Origin of the sequence: Paenibacillus sp. FSL H7-0357 (assembly GCF_000758525.1) — a bacterium.
Lineage (GTDB): Bacteria > Bacillota > Bacilli > Paenibacillales > Paenibacillaceae > Paenibacillus_AQ.
In genome coordinates this window covers 4,178,817-4,196,488 of sequence record NZ_CP009241.1, presented here as the reverse complement: position 1 = coordinate 4,196,488, position 17,672 = coordinate 4,178,817, and the positions used below count along the sequence as shown (strand labels likewise).

General features: G+C 43.8%; 22 protein-coding genes and 1 riboswitch. Of the genes, 5 read left to right on the top strand and 17 right to left on the bottom strand.

Annotated elements, in window-relative coordinates; translation table 11 throughout:
- Positions 1–54 precede the first annotated feature (54 nt).
- The 8 genes from H70357_RS18235 to H70357_RS18200 form a co-directional block, all read right to left on the bottom strand.
- On the bottom strand, positions 55–930 hold the full coding sequence (locus tag H70357_RS18235; RefSeq protein ID WP_038599854.1) for a carbohydrate ABC transporter permease: 876 nt from the start codon (positions 928–930) through the stop codon (positions 55–57).
- Between the two features lie 14 nt (positions 931–944).
- A complete protein-coding gene (locus H70357_RS18230) occupies positions 945–1,895 on the bottom strand; it encodes an ABC transporter permease (protein WP_038592426.1) in 951 nt (316 codons plus the stop codon).
- 257 nt (positions 1,896–2,152) lie between these two features.
- Entirely contained in the window at positions 2,153–2,260 is a 108-nt protein-coding gene (locus tag H70357_RS18225; protein ID WP_231578488.1) for a cysteine-rich KTR domain-containing protein, read from the bottom strand.
- 17 nt (positions 2,261–2,277) lie between these two features.
- Positions 2,278–3,048 carry an ABC transporter permease gene (locus H70357_RS18220; protein ID WP_038592423.1) on the bottom strand — a complete coding sequence of 257 codons (771 nt, stop codon included), beginning with the start codon at positions 3,046–3,048 and terminating at the stop codon, positions 2,278–2,280.
- Positions 3,049–3,810, bottom strand: a complete 762-nt coding sequence (locus tag H70357_RS18215) for an ABC transporter ATP-binding protein (protein ID WP_038592420.1) — start codon at positions 3,808–3,810, stop codon at positions 3,049–3,051.
- Positions 3,807–4,160 (bottom strand): DUF1048 domain-containing protein, encoded by a 354-nt coding sequence (locus H70357_RS18210; RefSeq protein ID WP_038592417.1) that lies wholly within the window; start codon positions 4,158–4,160, stop codon positions 3,807–3,809. Before H70357_RS18210 ends, H70357_RS18215 begins: the two co-directional genes overlap by 4 nt.
- A gap of 2 nt (positions 4,161–4,162) precedes the next feature.
- A complete protein-coding gene (locus H70357_RS18205) occupies positions 4,163–4,534 on the bottom strand; it encodes a DUF1048 domain-containing protein (RefSeq protein WP_038592415.1) in 372 nt (123 codons plus the stop codon).
- 5 nt (positions 4,535–4,539) lie between these two features.
- Positions 4,540–4,842: a PadR family transcriptional regulator gene (locus H70357_RS18200; protein WP_269322569.1), complete on the bottom strand. Its 303-nt coding sequence runs from the start codon at positions 4,840–4,842 to the stop codon at positions 4,540–4,542.
- Positions 4,843–5,201: 359 nt separating this feature from the next.
- On the opposite strand from H70357_RS18200, the gene H70357_RS18195 reads away from it, so the two are divergent.
- Positions 5,202–5,549 carry a VOC family protein gene (locus tag H70357_RS18195; RefSeq protein ID WP_038592409.1) on the top strand — a complete coding sequence of 116 codons (348 nt, stop codon included), beginning with the start codon at positions 5,202–5,204 and terminating at the stop codon, positions 5,547–5,549.
- Positions 5,550–5,655: 106 nt separating this feature from the next.
- Here the strand turns inward: H70357_RS18195 and H70357_RS18190 are convergent, their stop codons facing one another.
- The 3 genes from H70357_RS18190 to H70357_RS18180 form a co-directional block, all read right to left on the bottom strand.
- Positions 5,656–5,844, bottom strand: a complete 189-nt coding sequence (locus H70357_RS18190; protein WP_038592408.1) for a hypothetical protein — start codon at positions 5,842–5,844, stop codon at positions 5,656–5,658.
- A gap of 129 nt (positions 5,845–5,973) precedes the next feature.
- Positions 5,974–7,395: a flotillin family protein gene (locus H70357_RS18185; protein ID WP_038592405.1), complete on the bottom strand. Its 1,422-nt coding sequence runs from the start codon at positions 7,393–7,395 to the stop codon at positions 5,974–5,976.
- A gap of 22 nt (positions 7,396–7,417) precedes the next feature.
- The gene (locus H70357_RS18180) at positions 7,418–7,828 is read right to left on the bottom strand and encodes an NfeD family membrane protein (protein WP_156130882.1); all 411 of its coding nucleotides are present in this window, start codon (positions 7,826–7,828) and stop codon (positions 7,418–7,420) included.
- 294 nt (positions 7,829–8,122) lie between these two features.
- Positions 8,123–8,310, bottom strand: a riboswitch (cyclic di-AMP (ydaO/yuaA leader).
- A gap of 319 nt (positions 8,311–8,629) precedes the next feature.
- On the opposite strand from H70357_RS18180, the gene H70357_RS18175 reads away from it, so the two are divergent.
- From H70357_RS18175 to H70357_RS18165, 3 genes are read left to right on the top strand one after another with little or no spacing between them, the layout of a single operon-like run.
- Positions 8,630–10,054 carry a spore germination protein gene (locus H70357_RS18175; protein WP_052092102.1) on the top strand — a complete coding sequence of 475 codons (1,425 nt, stop codon included), beginning with the start codon at positions 8,630–8,632 and terminating at the stop codon, positions 10,052–10,054.
- Between the two features lie 36 nt (positions 10,055–10,090).
- Positions 10,091–11,185 (top strand): GerAB/ArcD/ProY family transporter, encoded by a 1,095-nt coding sequence (locus tag H70357_RS18170; RefSeq protein ID WP_052092101.1) that lies wholly within the window; start codon positions 10,091–10,093, stop codon positions 11,183–11,185.
- A complete protein-coding gene (locus H70357_RS18165) occupies positions 11,182–12,321 on the top strand; it encodes a Ger(x)C family spore germination protein (RefSeq protein ID WP_038592399.1) in 1,140 nt (379 codons plus the stop codon). The genes H70357_RS18170 and H70357_RS18165 overlap by 4 nt, the downstream gene beginning before the upstream one ends.
- 45 nt (positions 12,322–12,366) lie before the next feature.
- Here the strand turns inward: H70357_RS18165 and H70357_RS18160 are convergent, their stop codons facing one another.
- The 6 genes from H70357_RS18160 to H70357_RS18135 all read right to left on the bottom strand — a co-directional run bounded on the left by H70357_RS18160 (position 12,367) and on the right by H70357_RS18135 (position 16,991).
- Positions 12,367–13,131: an ABC transporter permease gene (locus tag H70357_RS18160; protein WP_038592396.1), complete on the bottom strand. Its 765-nt coding sequence runs from the start codon at positions 13,129–13,131 to the stop codon at positions 12,367–12,369.
- Positions 13,128–13,877 (bottom strand): ABC transporter ATP-binding protein, encoded by a 750-nt coding sequence (locus H70357_RS18155; protein WP_038592393.1) that lies wholly within the window; start codon positions 13,875–13,877, stop codon positions 13,128–13,130. The genes H70357_RS18160 and H70357_RS18155 overlap by 4 nt, the downstream gene beginning before the upstream one ends.
- Before the next feature lie 58 nt (positions 13,878–13,935).
- Complete coding sequence (locus H70357_RS34400) at positions 13,936–14,673, bottom strand: hypothetical protein (protein WP_052092100.1); 738 nt, start codon at positions 14,671–14,673, stop codon at positions 13,936–13,938.
- Positions 14,674–14,684: 11 nt separating this feature from the next.
- Positions 14,685–15,476, bottom strand: a complete 792-nt coding sequence (locus H70357_RS18145; protein WP_038592390.1) for an SPL family radical SAM protein — start codon at positions 15,474–15,476, stop codon at positions 14,685–14,687.
- A 258-nt stretch (positions 15,477–15,734) separates the two neighbouring features.
- On the bottom strand, positions 15,735–16,031 hold the full coding sequence (locus H70357_RS18140; protein ID WP_038592387.1) for an antitoxin Xre/MbcA/ParS toxin-binding domain-containing protein: 297 nt from the start codon (positions 16,029–16,031) through the stop codon (positions 15,735–15,737).
- A 48-nt stretch (positions 16,032–16,079) separates the two neighbouring features.
- The gene (locus tag H70357_RS18135) at positions 16,080–16,991 is read right to left on the bottom strand and encodes a helix-turn-helix transcriptional regulator (RefSeq protein WP_038592384.1); all 912 of its coding nucleotides are present in this window, start codon (positions 16,989–16,991) and stop codon (positions 16,080–16,082) included.
- A 122-nt stretch (positions 16,992–17,113) separates the two neighbouring features.
- Here H70357_RS18135 and H70357_RS18130 point away from each other — a divergent pair, with 122 nt between their 5' ends.
- Positions 17,114–17,575: a VOC family protein gene (locus tag H70357_RS18130; protein WP_038592381.1), complete on the top strand. Its 462-nt coding sequence runs from the start codon at positions 17,114–17,116 to the stop codon at positions 17,573–17,575.
- Positions 17,576–17,672 lie beyond the last annotated feature (97 nt).

Sequence of the window (17,672 nt, the reverse complement as noted above, 5' to 3'; positions counted from 1 at the left end):
CATCCATTATCCACCAGCCCGGGAATCCCCCCCTTCAATCTGAACTGTTTATCCTCAGCCCTTGATCGCTCCGGTCATCACACCATCTACGAAATACTTCTGCAATTTGGGATAGATCAGTAGAATCGGGATGGTTGTAAACATAACACTGGCCGCTTTCAGAGACTCAGGCACAATGTAGGAGCCGATACTTCCTTCTCCTCCTTGTTGGCTGTCGAGCTGCTGATTGGCAGAAATGATCTGGTACAGCTTTAACTGCATAGGATACAGATTTTTTTTGGTAATGTAGAACAGTGCATCCTGGAATCCGTTCCATCTGTCCACCGAATAGAAAAGGCTTAATGTGGCAATCGAAGGCAACGAGAGGGGAAGTATAATCTTGATGAGAATCCCCAGATCCGAACATCCGTCAATAGCAGCCGATTCCTCCAGACTCTCCGGAAGAGAAGTGAAGAAGGTCTTCAGGATAATCAAGTTAAACACGCTCATGGCGCCCGGCAACACCAGACTCCATACCGTATTCATCATGCCAAGGTTCTTAACCAGAATATAGGAGGGGATCAAACCGCCGCTGAAATACATGGTGAAGACCAGGGCTGACAAAATAAAGTTTCTTCCCCACAGCCGTTTCTTCGTTAACGGATACGCTGCGCAAATGGTCAAGAACATACACACGACGGTGTAGAAAATCGTAAGCACAATACTGTATCCAAGTGTATAAAGCATATCCACATCGCTCAAGATGGTTTTGTACGTTTCTGTTGTGAAGCCTACCGGCCATAGTCCTACCTTTTGCGAAATAATCGCTTCGTTGGAGCTAAAGGAAAGCGCTATCATGTACAGGAATGGAACGATACATGTGAAGGACAATGCCACGATAAATACAATAATCGAAATATCCGCTACACTCATTTTTTTCTTTTTACGCATAGTGTCCGCCATCCTTACCATATCCCGTCCTCCCCTAATTTCTTCGCGATAAAGTTGGCAGAAACCAGCAGAGTCAGGCCGACCACGGACTGGAACAATCCTACCGCTGTTGCCTGGGAGAAATCTCCCGAACTAATACCTACTCTGTAGACGAAGGTACTGATCACATCAGAATATTCGCTAACCAGCGAATTCCCCATCACAAAGGGACGGTCGAATCCAATAGAAACCATCCTGCCAATTTGGAGGATCAGCAAAATATTGATGGTTGGCTTAATGCCGGGCAGTGTAATATGCCACATTTTGCGAAGTCTGCTGCAGCCGTCCATATCGGAGGCCTCATACAAGTCCTTATTGATTCCGGTAATGGCCGCCAGATAAATGATGGTCCCCCATCCGACATTCTGCCATACGCCAACGGAGATATAAGTGATCAGCCAAGGTGTTTTTTGCGACAGAAACTCGATCTTCTCCAAACCAAGACTAGCCATGAAATGGTTGACCATACCGCTATTGGAGAACATCAGGTATACGATCCCCCCAATAATAACCCAGGACATAAAGTGAGGCAGATAAAGCACGGTCTGGGTCATTTTCTTGAATTTTGCCTGTCTTACTTCATTCAGTAAAATCGCCAGCAAAATGGGCGCCGGAAATCCCGCGATCAAATCCAGAACATTCAGAACAAGCGTGTTCTTCAGTGCGCGATAGAAGCTGTCCTGCTGGAAAATAAACCTGAACACATCCAGCCCCACCCATTCGCTCCCTCCGATTCCTGCGAAAATGTTGTAATCCTGGAATGCCATAATCAAGCCATAGATGGGAGCATATTTAAAAATGGCAATGTACGACAGAGGCAGCAGTAAAAGGGCATACAGGATGGCATCTCTTTTTATTCTGAACCAAAAAGTATTTCTCTTTTTTATACCGACATGGTTTCGTTGACTGTCTAAAACCGCTTTCATTTCTCTCATCCCTCCGGCTGTATTAAGGAGCTCTCATGTCCTTCATTATAGCTTCCGGGGCAAATAAGAAAATGTACTCCCTTAAATGAATTTTGTAATAACTTAAAATGTGGGAAGGTGTTTTGATTTGCCTCAAGTGCGGGTTCATAAAAACTATATTCTTTATCAGGGAACTGTCGCATTCTCCTTTGCTGTCAATCATATAGCTTGGGGAGTTATCATAAATAAAGAGCCGACAACTGTGATTTCACTCACGGTTATCGGCTCTGCGTCTTAGCGTCTGGCTCTTTGATAGCTGACATATTCAGTTCCTTTACATTAATTATCGTTTCCTGTTTACACTTGGGACAATTGACCACTCTCATTTTAATGCCTGCAAACATTAAGCTGCTTTCCGTTTGTATGTGCGCATCGCAAATAGATATGCGACGATCAATATCCCTAAACACCACGCGAGTGCAACCCAAATATCATTTCCGACAGGTTGCCCCGACAAGAGCGCGCGGATGGCTTCTACTATTGAAGTTACTGGCTGGTTTTCGGCAAAAGCGCGGACAGCCGACGGCATCGACTCGGTAGGCACAAACGCTGAACTAATAAACGGAAGGAAGATAAGCGGGTAGGAAAAGGCGCCTGCGCCATCCACCGATTTTGCGGACAGTCCGGCAATCGCCGCGATCCATGTCAAGGCCAGCGTAAACAGCGCAAGTATACCGGCCACGGCAAGCCATGACAATACTCCTGCCGGCGAGCGGAAGCCCATAATGAGCGCTACGAGAATGATGACGGCAACCGAAATCGCATTGGACACCAATGAGGTCAGCACATGCCCCCACAGCGCGGCCGAACGCGCAATCGGCATGGAGTGGAACCTTTCGAAGATGCCGCTTTGCATATCTATAAACAGACGGTAAGCCGTATAGGCAATGCCGCTTGCAATCGCAATCAGCAGGATGCCGGGCAACAGGTAATTCACATAGTTATCTGTGCCGGTTTGAATCGCCCCGCCGAACACATAAACGAACAGCAGCAGCATCGCGATCGGAGTGATGGTGACCGTGATGATAGTATCCATACTGCGGAAAATATGGCGCATGGAACGCCCAAGCATAACGCCCATATCGCTGAAAAAGTGTTTCTTAATCGTTTCCATTTACTTTTCCTCCTTTTTACCGATGATTGCGAGGAATATTTCCTCCAATGTGGGTTGTTTTTCAACATACTCCACCTTTTCGGGCGGAAACAGCTTTTTCAGCTCCGCGAGTGTGCCGCTCGCGATAATCCTGCCCTCATGCAGAATGGCAATTTGATCTGCAAGCTGCTCGGCTTCTTCCAAATACTGCGTGGTCAGGAATACCGTCGTGCCATTATTCGCAAGCTCTTTGACTGTCTTCCAAACCTCGTTGCGTCCTTCGGGGTCAAGCCCGGTGGTCGGCTCGTCGAGAAAAATAAGCTGCGGTTTTCCCACAAGGCTCATGGCAATGTCGAGCCTGCGGCGCATACCGCCCGAATAAGTAGACACCTTGCGGTTGGCAGCTTCGGTCAGGCCGAAGCGGTTCAGTAAATCCTCCGCGATCTGAATCGAATTTGTCAGGTGTCGGAGCCTGGCAATCATGATCAGGTTTTCCCGTCCGGTCAATATCTCGTCCACGGCAGCAAACTGTCCTGTCAAGCTAATCGACTGACGTACATGGTCTGGCTTTGACGCGACGTCAAAGCCGTTTACGAAGGCGGTGCCTCCGTCCTGTTTAAGCAGCGTGGTGAGGGTTTTAACAATCGTCGTCTTGCCCGCGCCGTTGGAGCCGAGCAGGGCGAAAATTTCGCCGCGCCGCGCCTCGAAATTCACTCCCTTTAGGACTTCCGTGGTCTTGTAGGATTTTTTTAAATCCTTTACTTGAATTGCGATGTCTTTCATTTAGAATCGTCCCCCCTTCCGAGTTTGTTCATCATGTCGCGGTTTAATTTTTTGCGAAAGTTATCGGTCCACATTTTCGTACCGCGCAGAAGCTCGTCGCAAAACCCGACAACATCTTCGCCCGTCACGTCGAGAACGTGTTTGCCGTCCGCCGCGCTCGCTTCAAACAACTCGATCAATTCGTGCTGAATTTTCAACATGTCAGAGCCGTCTCCTACTGCGAAACTCCACATGTATCCATAGATTTTTTCAAATACGAACCGATATTCTTCAGGTAGCGCTTCTACCCTTGCCATTTGCTGCTTATACTCTTTTTTATCCCCGATCATTTTTTTGATAAGCTCCAGCATAGTTATTGCTCCTCCTTATTGAATTTTTCCATAATCTCTTTGTTTAGTTTTTCCCGCACTGTTTCGGTATTGGTAACCGACGCGCGCATAAACTCATCAGAAAACTTGCCGAAGTCACTGCCTATGACATCAAGAACCTGCCTGCCCTCTGCCGCACTTGCTTCAAATAAATCCACTAAGTCCTTAAACATCGTCAAGTCCGTAAATATCGTCATGTCACCGCCAAGGGGGCCAACACTAAACATATAATGTTGAATTTTGCGAAATGCAAACCGATAATCTTTCGGCAAGGCGTCAACCCTCTTCATCATTTGTTTATAGGCCCGTTTTTCTTCCATGTCACCTATTATCAATTTTATGATTGAATCAAGCATTGTTACTACTCCTCCTTTAATTGGTTGATTTTCGACGCAACAAATCCCCATTTTTCCCAGAACCTCCGCAGCTCCTCACGTCCCGCATCGTTGAGCGCAAAAAACTTTCGCGGAGGACCCATGTCGGAGGGCTTTTTGGTGGTATCCACCAGCTTGCTTTTTTCAAGCCGGATCAGGATGGTGTACACCGTTCCCTCCACAACATCTGTGAAGCCGAGGGCGTTTAGCCGCCGCGTGATTTCGTAGCCATAGGTTTCTTTGCGGCTTATTATTTCAAGGACACAGCCCTCAAGCACGCCTTTGAGCATTTCCGTCAGATTTTCCAGCACAATCACCCCTTGCTATTCTGTATGACTGGTATTCAGTGTTACTTACTACCACTATATAGTAACACAAAGTAGTGGTTTGTCAATAGCGGTTGTTCTGATAATACCGCTTTATATTTATAGTTGAATCTATACCCTTGGTCCCTTAAAACAAAAAAAACCGCGTGGGGCGCGGGTTCTCAAAGGATTATATTCTTGATTGAGATAATAAATTATTTGTCTGTCGACTCTTCATCAAGCTAAACGGGCAGTATAGTTGAAAAAGGAACTCTAATTTAAATATCGAATATCTAATGTAATCGGATAGCTAAAAATTTGATGACAGACAGGAGTTAGAGACGATGATAAAAGGTTTCGGAGGAATATTTTGGAGAACTAAGAATCTTGAAGTTGTAAAAAAATGGTACAGTGAAGTGCTGAAGATTGAAATAGAAAATTGGAATGGTACTGTGATAAAACCCCAAGTAGGAAATGAGACTATCTTTTCTTTCTTTACCGATAATGACAATTATTTTCCAATAGAACAACAAGTGATGTTAAATTTTCAAGTATATAATCTAAACGAGACTATTAAGCATCTTGAACATATTGGTGTACCTCTTGCAAAGAACAAAGAGATTAGTGATTTTGGAAAGTTTGTTTGGATTGAAGATCCTGAAGGCCGACTGATTGAGCTTTGGGAGAAGTAACGAGTCCCGGATGATAGTTCCGCCCTCCTTTCAGGGGTAGAACGTAATAATCATTTTTTAAGCCGATCCAGAAAAGGATCGGCTTATTTTTATAGCTTTCTTAGTATCAATCACGTCTGTTCTCAACAGATTTCATACGGTTCTGATCGTCAGGCACCCGGTCAGTACTGAATTCCTGCCCTGCTTCTAACTCACCATGGCCGCAAACACTTCGGGAAAAATTTGTGAACTGTCGTTTTTGCTCATCCATTTCGTGTTTTCGCTTAAGCAGCTCCTGCGGATCCTGATTTGTCATAATCTTAACCTCCTAGGAAATCAAAATAAGTCTCCAAACATGGAATCATGCTGTTTATTCGCACTACAGAAGTTTTCCATAATAGAGCGTTGCTTATGCAAGGAATTCAATATCCCAGCTTGTATAGAATTATTGCTCTTTATCCCGGCCGAGCAGCCCGCTGAGAGCCTCTGTCACGTTCATACCGGTAAGCGTCTGTGTCAATTCAGGAACCTGGGCCATGATTTTGGCGATATCGCCGGTGATTTTGTTTACGCCGGATGAAGCTCCATCCTGGGAAATCACTGTAATCTTATCGACCTTGGCCAGCGGGGAAGCGATTTTGTCAGCCAGCTCTGGCAGAACCTTCAAGAATTTCACTATAAGGGCGGCTTGCGTGAACTGTTTGTACGCTTCAGCTTTCTTCTCCAGTGCCCCCGCTTCCGCTGCTCCGGCCAGCTGAACAATTTCCGCGTTGGCTTTTCCCTTCGCCAGTTCTGCTTCCGCTGTTGCCAGCCCCCGTTTGGTCATTGTGGCCGCCTCTGCTTCCGCCTCAAGAATTTTCCGCTGCTTAGCTGCTTCCGCTCTCATGATCGTAGCCTGGTTCTCCGCCTCAGCAGGCTTGATCACCGTTGCCTCCAGCTCCCTCTGTCTCAGCTCAACTTCGATTTCCCGGACGGTCCGGTTGGCCTCCGCTTCCATCTGCGTGATCTTGACCTGTTCGGTAACCAGCGACTGCTTGATTTTGTTCTGCTGCAATTCGTACGCAAGATCCGCCTGTGCTTTCTTCACTTCAGTCTCCAGCTTAAAGTCCGCCTGCTTAATGTTCAAATCCTTCTCGAACAGAGATTCCTTGGCGCGGGCGGCGGTTCCCGCTTCAATGGTGGCCTGATGCGCATTGGCTTTGGCAATGGCGGATTCTTTCTCCGCCTCGGCTTGCTTGATCTGAATGTCGCGTTCTGCTTCCGCCTTGGCGATGCTGGCATCACGGCGGATGCGCTCAATTTCCGGAACCCCCATATTGTCGATATACCCTTTGTCGTCAGTAATTTTCTTAATGGTGAAGCTGACCACCTCAAGCCCCATCTTATCGAGGTCTTCCGAGCAGGTCTCCCGCATCTTGCTGTTGATTTCGTCAGGTGTCTTTAGAATGGATTCCACCGTTAATTGTCCGATCAAGCCGCGCAAATGGCCTTCCACCGAATGCAGGATAATCGTCTCGCGGTCTTCTTCCGGCCTGTCGATAAACTGCTCACTGGCAGTCAGAATAGCGGTAGGATCGCTTTTTATCTTAATCTGGGCTACCGCCTCCAGGTTGAGCTTGATGCCCTGCCGGGAGAACATCGCCTGCGCCGGGATGACATCGAAGCTCATCAGCATCATGGAGATGGTCTTATTGTTCTGGAAGCCGGGAATGACGAACGTCCCGCCGCCCTGAACCACTCTTTTTCCGCCGAGGCCGAATACAATCATCGCCTGATTGGGCGGAACCTTTTTATAAGCGTTCACGATACTGAACAAAGCCAGCAGGATAACAACAACAATTGCCGAGATTAAATAAAGAATAACCATTCGGTTCGACACTCCCCGTTATTTATAATTGTTCGTTTTCCCTCTCGAAGAGGGTGACTACCGCCATTCCTTTATCCACCTTCAAAATAATCACCCTGTCGCCCTTGGCGAGCTGCTGGCCGGTTTCTGCCCGCACTCCAATGGAACGCATCGTTCCATGCAGCACATATTCCATCTCTCCCACTGCTCCATCCACTGCAGAAATACTGATGTACCCAAGTTGTCCCGCCTGCTCATAATCCATTTTATTCATGCTACTGTCATACCGAGTCATCACCCGGGCCAGCACCGCATATATCAGACAGCCCAGCAGCAAGGCAAGCACGGTGCAGATCAGCACCACTGCTAGCATATTCATTCCGCTGAACCGGGTAAGCACATAACCACTGCCGCCCCAGACCGTGACAAACACCATCAGAGGGAGTATGGGCACAAAGCCCGGACCACCAGCATCGCCACCTCCCATATGCAGATGACCCGCCAGGCCATGCCCATGAAATCCGCCGCTGAGGAGAAGCAGCAATCCAACCCAGAAGCACACGATAAATACAGTAACGATAACAATCCCCCCTTTAAAGCATTTTAGATAGTTGCCTAATGACTCTGATTTACGTTGTTATAAGATTATTAAACTCTTATACAGATCAACTTTCCTTTCTGCATGCGCAGCAAAAAGACCACAGAAGCATCAGGGCTCTCCGTGGTCGGTTAATCGATCATGGCGCTCATCCTCTCTCTTCGAGGCTTACGGGGTTAGCTGACGGATTCGGGCAGCGAGATTGCCCTACCTTGTAAGAAGCGGCTGTTCAGCACGCAGCAAGGATTCACCCCAAGTGAGCGGCAGCTATCTGAGCAAAAGCCGCATTCACCATTGGTTCCCCCGTTCCCATTATCGGAATTCAGCCATTTGAGAACAGTTATATTTCATTCGGTTGTTGATTTGAATCTTACGCCTGTGACCATTTAATGTAAAACGCTGCGGATGGCAAAAGAAGCCCAAAATGCCATCACTTCACGAATGAATGCGCATTCTTTGGTTTTACTCTTACGCGATCGATGATTTGCTCATTTTTGCTCTACTTCATGTCCCTAGGAAAACAAAACAGAAACCTCTGCTGCTCAACATCATCCGCCGTACTCTTCTGTATCACACGTTAAAGCTCCCGTCAGGAATATTCTGCAAATCATCCGGGAACGTTAAAAGCAAAACTAATCGAAAGTTGAGCGCCTTATAATGACTAACCAAACTCAGACCTCATTTCCTTCTGTAGATCAAAACTCCGATTATATCGAAGCCGCACTATTCTATACAAGTGACCTCAAAAAAAGAAACTTATCCTTTCAGGGAAAGGAAGGAATGGTCTTTTATCTGGAGTCTCTCACTGATACGGAATTGATTGAACGGAACGTGATTGTTCCTTTTAGCCGTAATCAGGACAAAGACCTCTCTAAGCTTTTCACAACACTTAGTTTCAGTTTGGAAACAGAACTAAACCAAGGTATTCAGGGACTTCTTGAAGGAAGCTGTGTTTATTTTTTAGAAGAAATGTCTGAATTCTATGTCCTCAACACTCCTGCCAAATACGAACGAAGCATTAGCGAACCTGAGAATGAAGGGGTTATTCGGGGACCTCATAACGGTTTTATTGAACAGATGAAGGTTAACTTATACCTGATTCGCAAACAAATAGCCTCCCCAAACCTTATTGTCCGCTACTTCACACTTGGGAAATTCGCCCCCAAACAGGTAGGCTTAGTCTATATGGAGAATATCGCCAACCCTGAATTGATAAAGATTGTAGAATCAAGAATAAAGAAAATTTCGCTCGATTGGATAATCTCCACTGGCTTTATTCAGGAATTAACGGAGGATAACTCCTTCTCCATATTTCCGCAACTAATCAATACGGAGCGTCCGGATCATACCTCAGCTTATTTGCTGGACGGATATGTCGCCATACTGCTGGATGGGGACCCCACAGCTCTGATTTTGCCGGCGAGCTTCTTCAGCTTTTATCAGACACCGGATGACTATAACAATCGATGGATGATCGCTTCTCTTGTCCGGTTTATCCGTCTGATCGGCTTTGTAACAGCATTTCAGTTGCCAGCGCTCTACATTGCCACCGTTTCTTTCCACTCCAATGTCCTTCCCTTGCAATTGTTTTTTTCGATTCAAGGTTTATTGACCCGGGTCCCTTTTCCTCCGCTGATTGAAGCGATGCTGCTTGAACTTATATTCGAACTGCTGCGGGAAGCAGGACTTCGTCTGCCCAGCCGTGTAGGTCAAACTATTGGGATTGTTGGGGGGTTGGTCATCGGGGATGCAATTGTTAAGGCGGGATTGGTTTCTTATTCGATGATCATTGTTGTAGCGTTGACTGCCATTGCATCTTTTCTTATCCCTTCCAACGAAATGAGCTCTGCTATCCGGTTTATGCGGTTTCCATTGATGATTGCTGCCTCATTATTCGGATATATTGGGATATCATTTGGGTTAACACTCATTTTCATACATTTGTGCAAGCTAGAATCATTTGGGCAACCCTACCTGAGACCCTTAAGTCCGTTGAAATTTCAAGGCTTGAAAGATACCTTCGTACGCTTTCCAATTTGGTCTATCCGAAAGAGTTCAAGCAACCCAAAAACGGATAAATGATCATTAATTTACACAGTACTTACAGGAGTTGATACGGTGGCTCAAAAAGAAAAAATGATCACAAGGGGACAACTCTTCCTTTTTATTATTCAAGCCCAAATCGGTGTTGGTATTCTGTCTCTTCCTAACAAACTTAACGAAACTGCCAAAGGTGGAGGTGGGCTTTCTGTTTTAGTTGCAGGGGTTATTACCCAACTTGTCATCATTCTTCTTTGGGTCCTGCTGAAGAAATTCCCCGGACTTAACCTATTCGGTATTTGCATGAAACTTGCAGGCCCGATTATTGGCAGTCTATTGACTATTCTGTATATTGGTTACTTTATTCTGCTTGGCTCCAATATTATGCTTAGTACCGTTGAGGTGCTCCGGAGATGGATGCTGCAAACTACGCCAAGATGGGCTGTACTAGCTCTTTTTTCTATCATGACTCTCTACCTCGCAAGAGAAAAGCTGACAGTGTTGGCAAGATTTTATACGCTGGCTTCCGTGCTTTTTATTCCTCTATTTTTATTTATCATCTATGGGTTAACTCAAGCCCATCTGGAAAATATGTTACCGCTATTGGAAAAAGGCTTCTGGAATATCGTGAAAGGAGCAAAGGAAACAACCATATCTATGTATGGTTTCGAATTAATGCTGATCATCTACCCGCTGTCTGAAGGTACAGATAAACAAAAATTGATAACGGTCAGTCTCTCTAACTTGTTTGTGACCCTGTTCTATTTCTTTGTGGTCTCTACCTGTCTGATGTTCTTTAACTCCGAGCAAATCAAAATGATTCCCGAACCGGTCATTTACTTAATGAAATCTCTAAGCTTTTTCATTGTAGACCGTGCAGATATCTTGTTTTTGCCGATCTGGACCATAACCCTTGTATGTTCTATCGTAAGCTATTGCTATGCAGCGTCCATTGGGCTCAGTGCTTTATTTAGACGGAAAAGCCATCGGAAATTTACTCCGTTTGTGAAAATCATTACATTTATGATCGCGCTTGCGCCAGTAACTTCTGTTGGCATTCATCTACTGGATACAGCCTCTACAAATGCCGCCTATCTCTTTATTGCTGGATTCCCGCTGCTAATGTTAATCATTTCTCTATTTATAAAGAGAAAAGGAAGTGGCCTTGCATGAGATGGCGCGTGAAATTAGGAACGGTTGCACTGTCGGTGCTGATTATTCTTTTCCCCCTCAGCCTGACAGGATGCTGGGACCGGGAATATTTGAAAGACTTGCATCTGGCCTACAGTGTGGGGTTTGATCTAACTGAAAATGGAAAGATAAAAGAAACTGTGGAATTAATCATCCCACCTGATATTGAGCAAAAATCCACTACGAACGAAATTCATACGAGTTATGGACATAACCTACGTAGTGCCAGCAATGAGATGCGTAATCGAGTGAGGGGAAACATAAGATTTCTGAAAAATGGTTTTCAATTACTCGGAAAGTCAGTGGTAGAGCAAGGCCTTTACTCTAAATTGGATGTGAACTTCAGGGATCCAACCAACCCGACATCCAACGTTAGGGTAATTATTGCGGAAGGAAATGCCTCCGACATTCTTGAACAAAAAATGGTTGGGGAATTAAAAATTGGCGATTTCATTACCCAAAAGATTGAAAGTCTTGAGGAAATGAGTGTATTCCCAAAAGAAACGTTAGATACCGTGTTCCGGTTCCTGAAGGATCCTGGGCAGGACTTTGCACTTCCCTATATAGCTATAGAAGGCAATGAGATTATAACGAAAGGATTGGCCCTTTTTAATGATCAGTATTATAGTGGGATGCTGAACCCGGATCAGTCAATATTACTAGTCCTGCTGAAGGGGCAAAAGGGGAAAAATGCGCGATTCACAAAGAAAATTGTTCTGGGATATCCGGATAATATACAGGAGTACATTACCATTAATGTAGGTTTAAAAAAAGTGAAACGTAAATTCAAGGTATCGGTATCTGCTGACGAAAGTGTTGATGTCAACTTGGAGTTGAAACTTCAAGCCATCGTAGAAGAGTTTCCCGGAGAGCATTCGCTAAAAGAGAAAGATCTTCAAAAAATAAATCAAGCGCTTTCGGACATTCTCACAAAGGAAGCCGAATCGGTTGTGGAAGAAGTCCAAAAGGCTAACTGTGATATCTTTGGTGTGGGGAGAAAGCTTATTGCTTATCATCACAATGTCTGGAAGGAGAAAAATTGGTCTGAGGATTATCGTAAAGTGCAATTCCACCCTAAAGTGGAAGTTAAAATTGTAGATACCGGGATTCTTGAGTAGAGATGTTCCCAACCTTCTAAGGTGAATATCTGCTAAGCTCATGAGCTAATATTTGCCGGCTCCCGGCAGCTGCAGACGTAGGCCGGCAGTGAAGAACAGCCGGTAAATAAGTACGCTAAGCAGTATGCTTGTAATGGCAGCGGATGACGTGAACGAGAAGACGATGAGTATCTGATAACGCACGGCTATGACCGGATTGGCCCCAGCAATAATCATCCCGGTCATCATCCCGGGCAGTTGTACAAGCCCCACAGTCTTCATGCCGTCAATCGTAGGAATCATACTGAATTTCACAGCCCTGGCTCTGACGGTCTGCATAGCCTGCTGAGCGGTTGCACCCAGGGACAGCAGTGTTTCGATTTCCCCTTTATTCTGTTGAACCTCATGCTTAAACTGGTTAATGAATAGGCCGGAGACGACCATAGCACTTCCGATTGTCATTCCACTGATCGGAATAATATATTGCGGTGTAGCATCGATAATATGCAATCCGAGCAGTATTCCCATCATCATCAGCTCCGAGGCGGAAATTGCCACCGCAATCCTCCATACCAGCCCCGGCAGCCCTTTGCCTCGCTTGGCGGCATTAAATGAAGCAACACCAATCATAAAAAAAATGATTAAAATGACAAAGGCCATATGCTCCGCCTGAAAAATAAACTGCAGCACATAGCCTACCGCCAGCAGCTGAACGGCAGAACGGATCGTGCCTATGGCTATGTCCTTTTCCAACCCAAGCTTCTGCCAGATGGAGATCAGCATCGTTCCGATGACAAACAGCAGTGTAAAGCTAAGCGCGGTCAAGCTCATGAGTGCTCTCCCCCTTCAGTACTCTGGATATATTTCCGGGCCAGTTCCGCTACCGGTTCCTTAAATAAGCAATCACTGCTATGATCCTGCAGGCTACCTTGGCTCAAAATCCATGTTCTGCTGCTAATTCTGCGGGCCTGTTCCAGATCATGCGTTACCCATACGAAGGAGGTTCCTTCCTTCTGATGCCAATTTAGCAGCAGCGCTTCAACCTTCTGTGAACTGTTCATATCCAGTGAAGCTGTGATTTCATCCAGCAACAGTATCCGGGGACGGAGCAGCAATGAACGGATCAGCGATATCCGCTGCTTCTCTCCGCCTGAGCAGTCTGCCGCTTTCTTCCCGAGATCCAGATAATCGAGACCGAGCTGCTCTATGAGCTGTGCGGCAAGAATTGAATCATAAGGAGTACCGTGCAGCCGGCTGACCAGCCGTAAATTGTCCTCCACACTGCCTGGCAGCATTACCGCTTGCTGCGCTACATAAGTTACTGCCATGCGCCATTGCCGGGGATTTATATCCTTGAACGAGACACCTTCCACGATCAAATCGCCTTCATCGGGAGAGTCCAGCAGCGCCAGAATCCGCAGCAGCGTGCTTTTCCCTTGGCCTGAAGCACCTATGAGGGCAATCCGGTCCGGCTCCGGGAGTTGAGCAGAGATGTGTGAGAACAGATATCTAGATGCATGATTTCCAGTGTCCCAATGGTATTTGGACAGATTAGATATTTCGAATAATCCACTCAACGCGAATCCTCCCTTCCGCCAAAAAGCTTGGCGATAATCAATTCATCTATTCTATCATTTACATGTTCTCAATATTGAAATCTTTGAGTTTTATTAATTGTCGCTTCCCTCTATTTCCCCGCTCCGTCGTCATCTTCCCATCTTCATTTGTTTTCTTGATAATATAATCTCCAGTTAGTAAGTTATAATCTTGTTCATCTGCTTCTTCTTGAGTTGCATTTCCAGAAAAGTACTCTCCCATCGTCGCCCCGATCAAATACCATTCATTATCTTGAAATCTAAATCTATATTTGTTGTACCATCTCCAGTTACTGCCTCCATAATCACTAACGACAACAGATCCTCTATCAATTGAAAGAGATTCAAAAGGGTCTCCCCAAACGCCTCCTTCATCCGATTTTAAAATGACTTTGTCTGCAATTATTGATAACAAGTAGGAATCATTTGTTCCAAACGCTATTAGTAAGGACCGTTCAGGAGCCTCTTCTGTATTAGGTTGTAGTTGCTCAATTATCATTGCAACATCCGTAACTCCATCTTTATTTAAATCACCTTCTGTTGTAACAGGTTCATCATCTTGAATTAGTACTCTCCATCCAGATGGTATTAATGTAATAATATCCTTCGATGGTTTTTCTTCTACTTTCACTTCTTCTGAAAGTGGCTCATTGGTGTGGTTTGCTACCACATCGGATTTGGAAGAAGGATGGTCACTGGAATTAACATTGCTACTATTACAAGCAGATAAAAGGAATATATTAAAAAGTATTATTAGTACATAACCAATCGTTCTCATAAAGACTCCCCTTAGTCGGTTGAATTACTTGACTCGAATACAAACTTTACTCTCTCAGTTTTACCCCACTTTTCTTTGATATCTTCATAGTAAACATCCGTATTATTATAGATTATGTCTTTGTAAGTCTTAATTAAATGAGGGTAATGATTGCCGATGAAACGTTCCAACCTTAGTGCTGGTCTAGTGTTTCGTTTTAATCTAACCTTATCTAAAAATACAGGAATGTCTTGATCTATTGCGCTAATCATTGAATCTATATCTGTAATACCAGGTAAAATCGGAGTAATAAATACCCATACAGTAATTCCCATTCGGTGTAACTGATTTGCTGTCTGTATATTACTCATAAGAGTATAATCATCGATTTCACTCAACTGTTGCAGGTTAGATAATCCTAAAAGTAAAGTGAATTTGTTCCCCATAGGTTTTATTACATCAATATCTCTAAAGATAAGTTTTGATCCGGCTTTAGTTGTAACCATACATTTCAAGTTTAACTTACTTAATTCAAGTAAACATTTTCTTGTTAATTGGTATTTCCGTTCTATCTCCATATAAGGATCACACTTACTACCCAAGTACACAGTATCTTCTTTGTTCCATTGAATAAGTTCTTTTTGCAAAACATCTGAAATATTAACTTTAACATTCAAGTCAGTATTCCAAGTCTCATCTTCTAATTGGAAACAATAAGGACATCCAATTGTACATCCATCATACGGGTCTATAATCGGCACTGTCCCCCCATCCGGGGGATATTCATAAGTCATTGCACTCTTAACAAATATTTCTTTAAGCATTTTTACCATCTCCATTCATCATCTTATAACAAGATGGTAAAGTAATTCTCAAAAAAAATATAGACTTATAATTGCTGATTTGCTATGATGTTGAATAAGGTCTTGAAAAAAAATGACATACGAATCCATGGGTCATATATGATCTATGGTTTTTTTATGTTTTCGTTGATTTCAGCTATCGTACCTGCGTTTACGAACTCTCACAGGCTTAAAGGCGTTAGCCCCGGGAGTCAATCCGTATGTATTATTTATTAGACTTCAAGGAAAGCGCATTAATGCCTCTTTTAAAATCCTCATTCCCCGCTCCGTGTGAACCAGCTCATATGGCTGAATGTTATCCAGTGCCGGTACCTTTCTAAAAAGCCATTTCTCCGCATCGTGTTCACCCAAGTTATAATTAAGCACTACGGCCAAGTCCTCGGGAACCTCTATATGATTTAATTGACTCCTTACAGCGGGGTCCATTATTCTGCAAGCTTGAACATAATCATTCCATGCCTCTTCGTTGTAAGCGTTTAGCAAACTGTCCATGAGCTCTGTAGATTCTTCCTTCATCTTCTTTCCTTCTCCTTTATGTGGCTATACTTATCCGATGGGGATTCTTTAGGTATATTTCTTTATCATGGCACTTAGAAACTCTCGAAAATCTTCAACATATGTTTGAGGCTCTATGATTTCTAATTCAGATCCAAAACTAGCCAAAAACCGGAATCCGATATGGTTTTGCGGCACATCTATTGTGGCTATTAAAAATTCAGAATTATAGGCTTCAATTCTTTTCTGCCCGTATCTTTCAATAAAGTGATCTTTTATGCTATGCGAGATCAATGCTTTAATTGTAATTAATTCCGGTTGATAATGTTGTTCGGCTTTTTGCTCAGTCAAAAAATCTCTAGGAACAAATGTTTTGATATCGATATTAAGATTATCTGTTCTGGACAATTTAAAAGTCCGATACTCCATTCGATTTAAACAAAACCCCTTCAAATACCAACTCATTTCACTAAAATGAAGCTGGTATGGCTCGATCATTCTATTCGTCTTCCCTCCACTTCCATCTATATAGTCGAAGCTAAGTAATCTTCCTTGTACTATTGCTTCTTGACAAGTCTTTAGTATTTGAAGAATTTCAGAACGACCGTCCCAGTCATAAAATGACAGTTGAATTGAACCTTTCCAGGTTGCTGAGCCTATCATTGATTCGATTTTTTTAAGAGTTAGCTCAACTTCGTCACTAAATAGAATTTGTCCCAATCCGCCCAATGCGGTTAGGATATTTTCTAAGTCTTTACTGCTTAAAAGTCGTTTGTCTAATTTGTATTCATCCATAATCCCGTATCCGCCCTTAACTCCATTTATAGAATAAATAGGTATATTAGACAAACTGAGAGTTTCCATATCACGTAGAATCGTTCTTTTGGACACGTTAAATAATTGGGCAAATCCGGTTGCGGAAACAACATTCTTTTGCAGCAAGATCATTACAATAGATATTAGTCTTTCAATTTTATTCATATTGTCCCTCCCTGATAATCCTTTTAAGGTGAAAAAAATTATCCCAAAGCTATAATAGGTGACAAAATAGCTGTCACCTATTATAGCTTATACTTCATGTATTACAAGGAGGAGGTTTTTTCATGTCAGTTATTGCATATTTAAACTTTGATGGGAATACAGAGCAGGTCATTGAGTTTTATTCAGAAGCTCTGAATTCAAGTAAAGTAAAAAAAGTGAAATTCAAGGATTTTCCACAAGATCCAAACTACCCTATGCCAGAAAATGAATTGAACATGATTATGGAGTCATCGTTAGAATTCGCTGGTGGACAAATAATGATGTCGGATATTCTGCCTTCGATGAAGAAAGTAACAGGCGAGTTTGTTAAAGGCAACAATATACTGATTAGTATCGTTATTGATGATAAACAGGCACTGGAAAATTACTTTTCCAATTTGTCTGTGGGAGGTTATATTATTATGCCGTTATCAGAAATGCCTTGGTCTTCCTGCTTCGGAATGTTGGTTGATAAATTTGGTGTTGTTTGGAAGTTTAATAGCGACGCTTATAAGTTCCTTGATCGTTTAGTTTCAAACCAATAACTTCGAGGGCTTCCGAAAGTAAGCCTGGAGGCGGGGTAGCTTTCGCTTGCCCGCAATCTGCTGAAAAGCATATAGTGGATGAAAAAAATAACCGGAC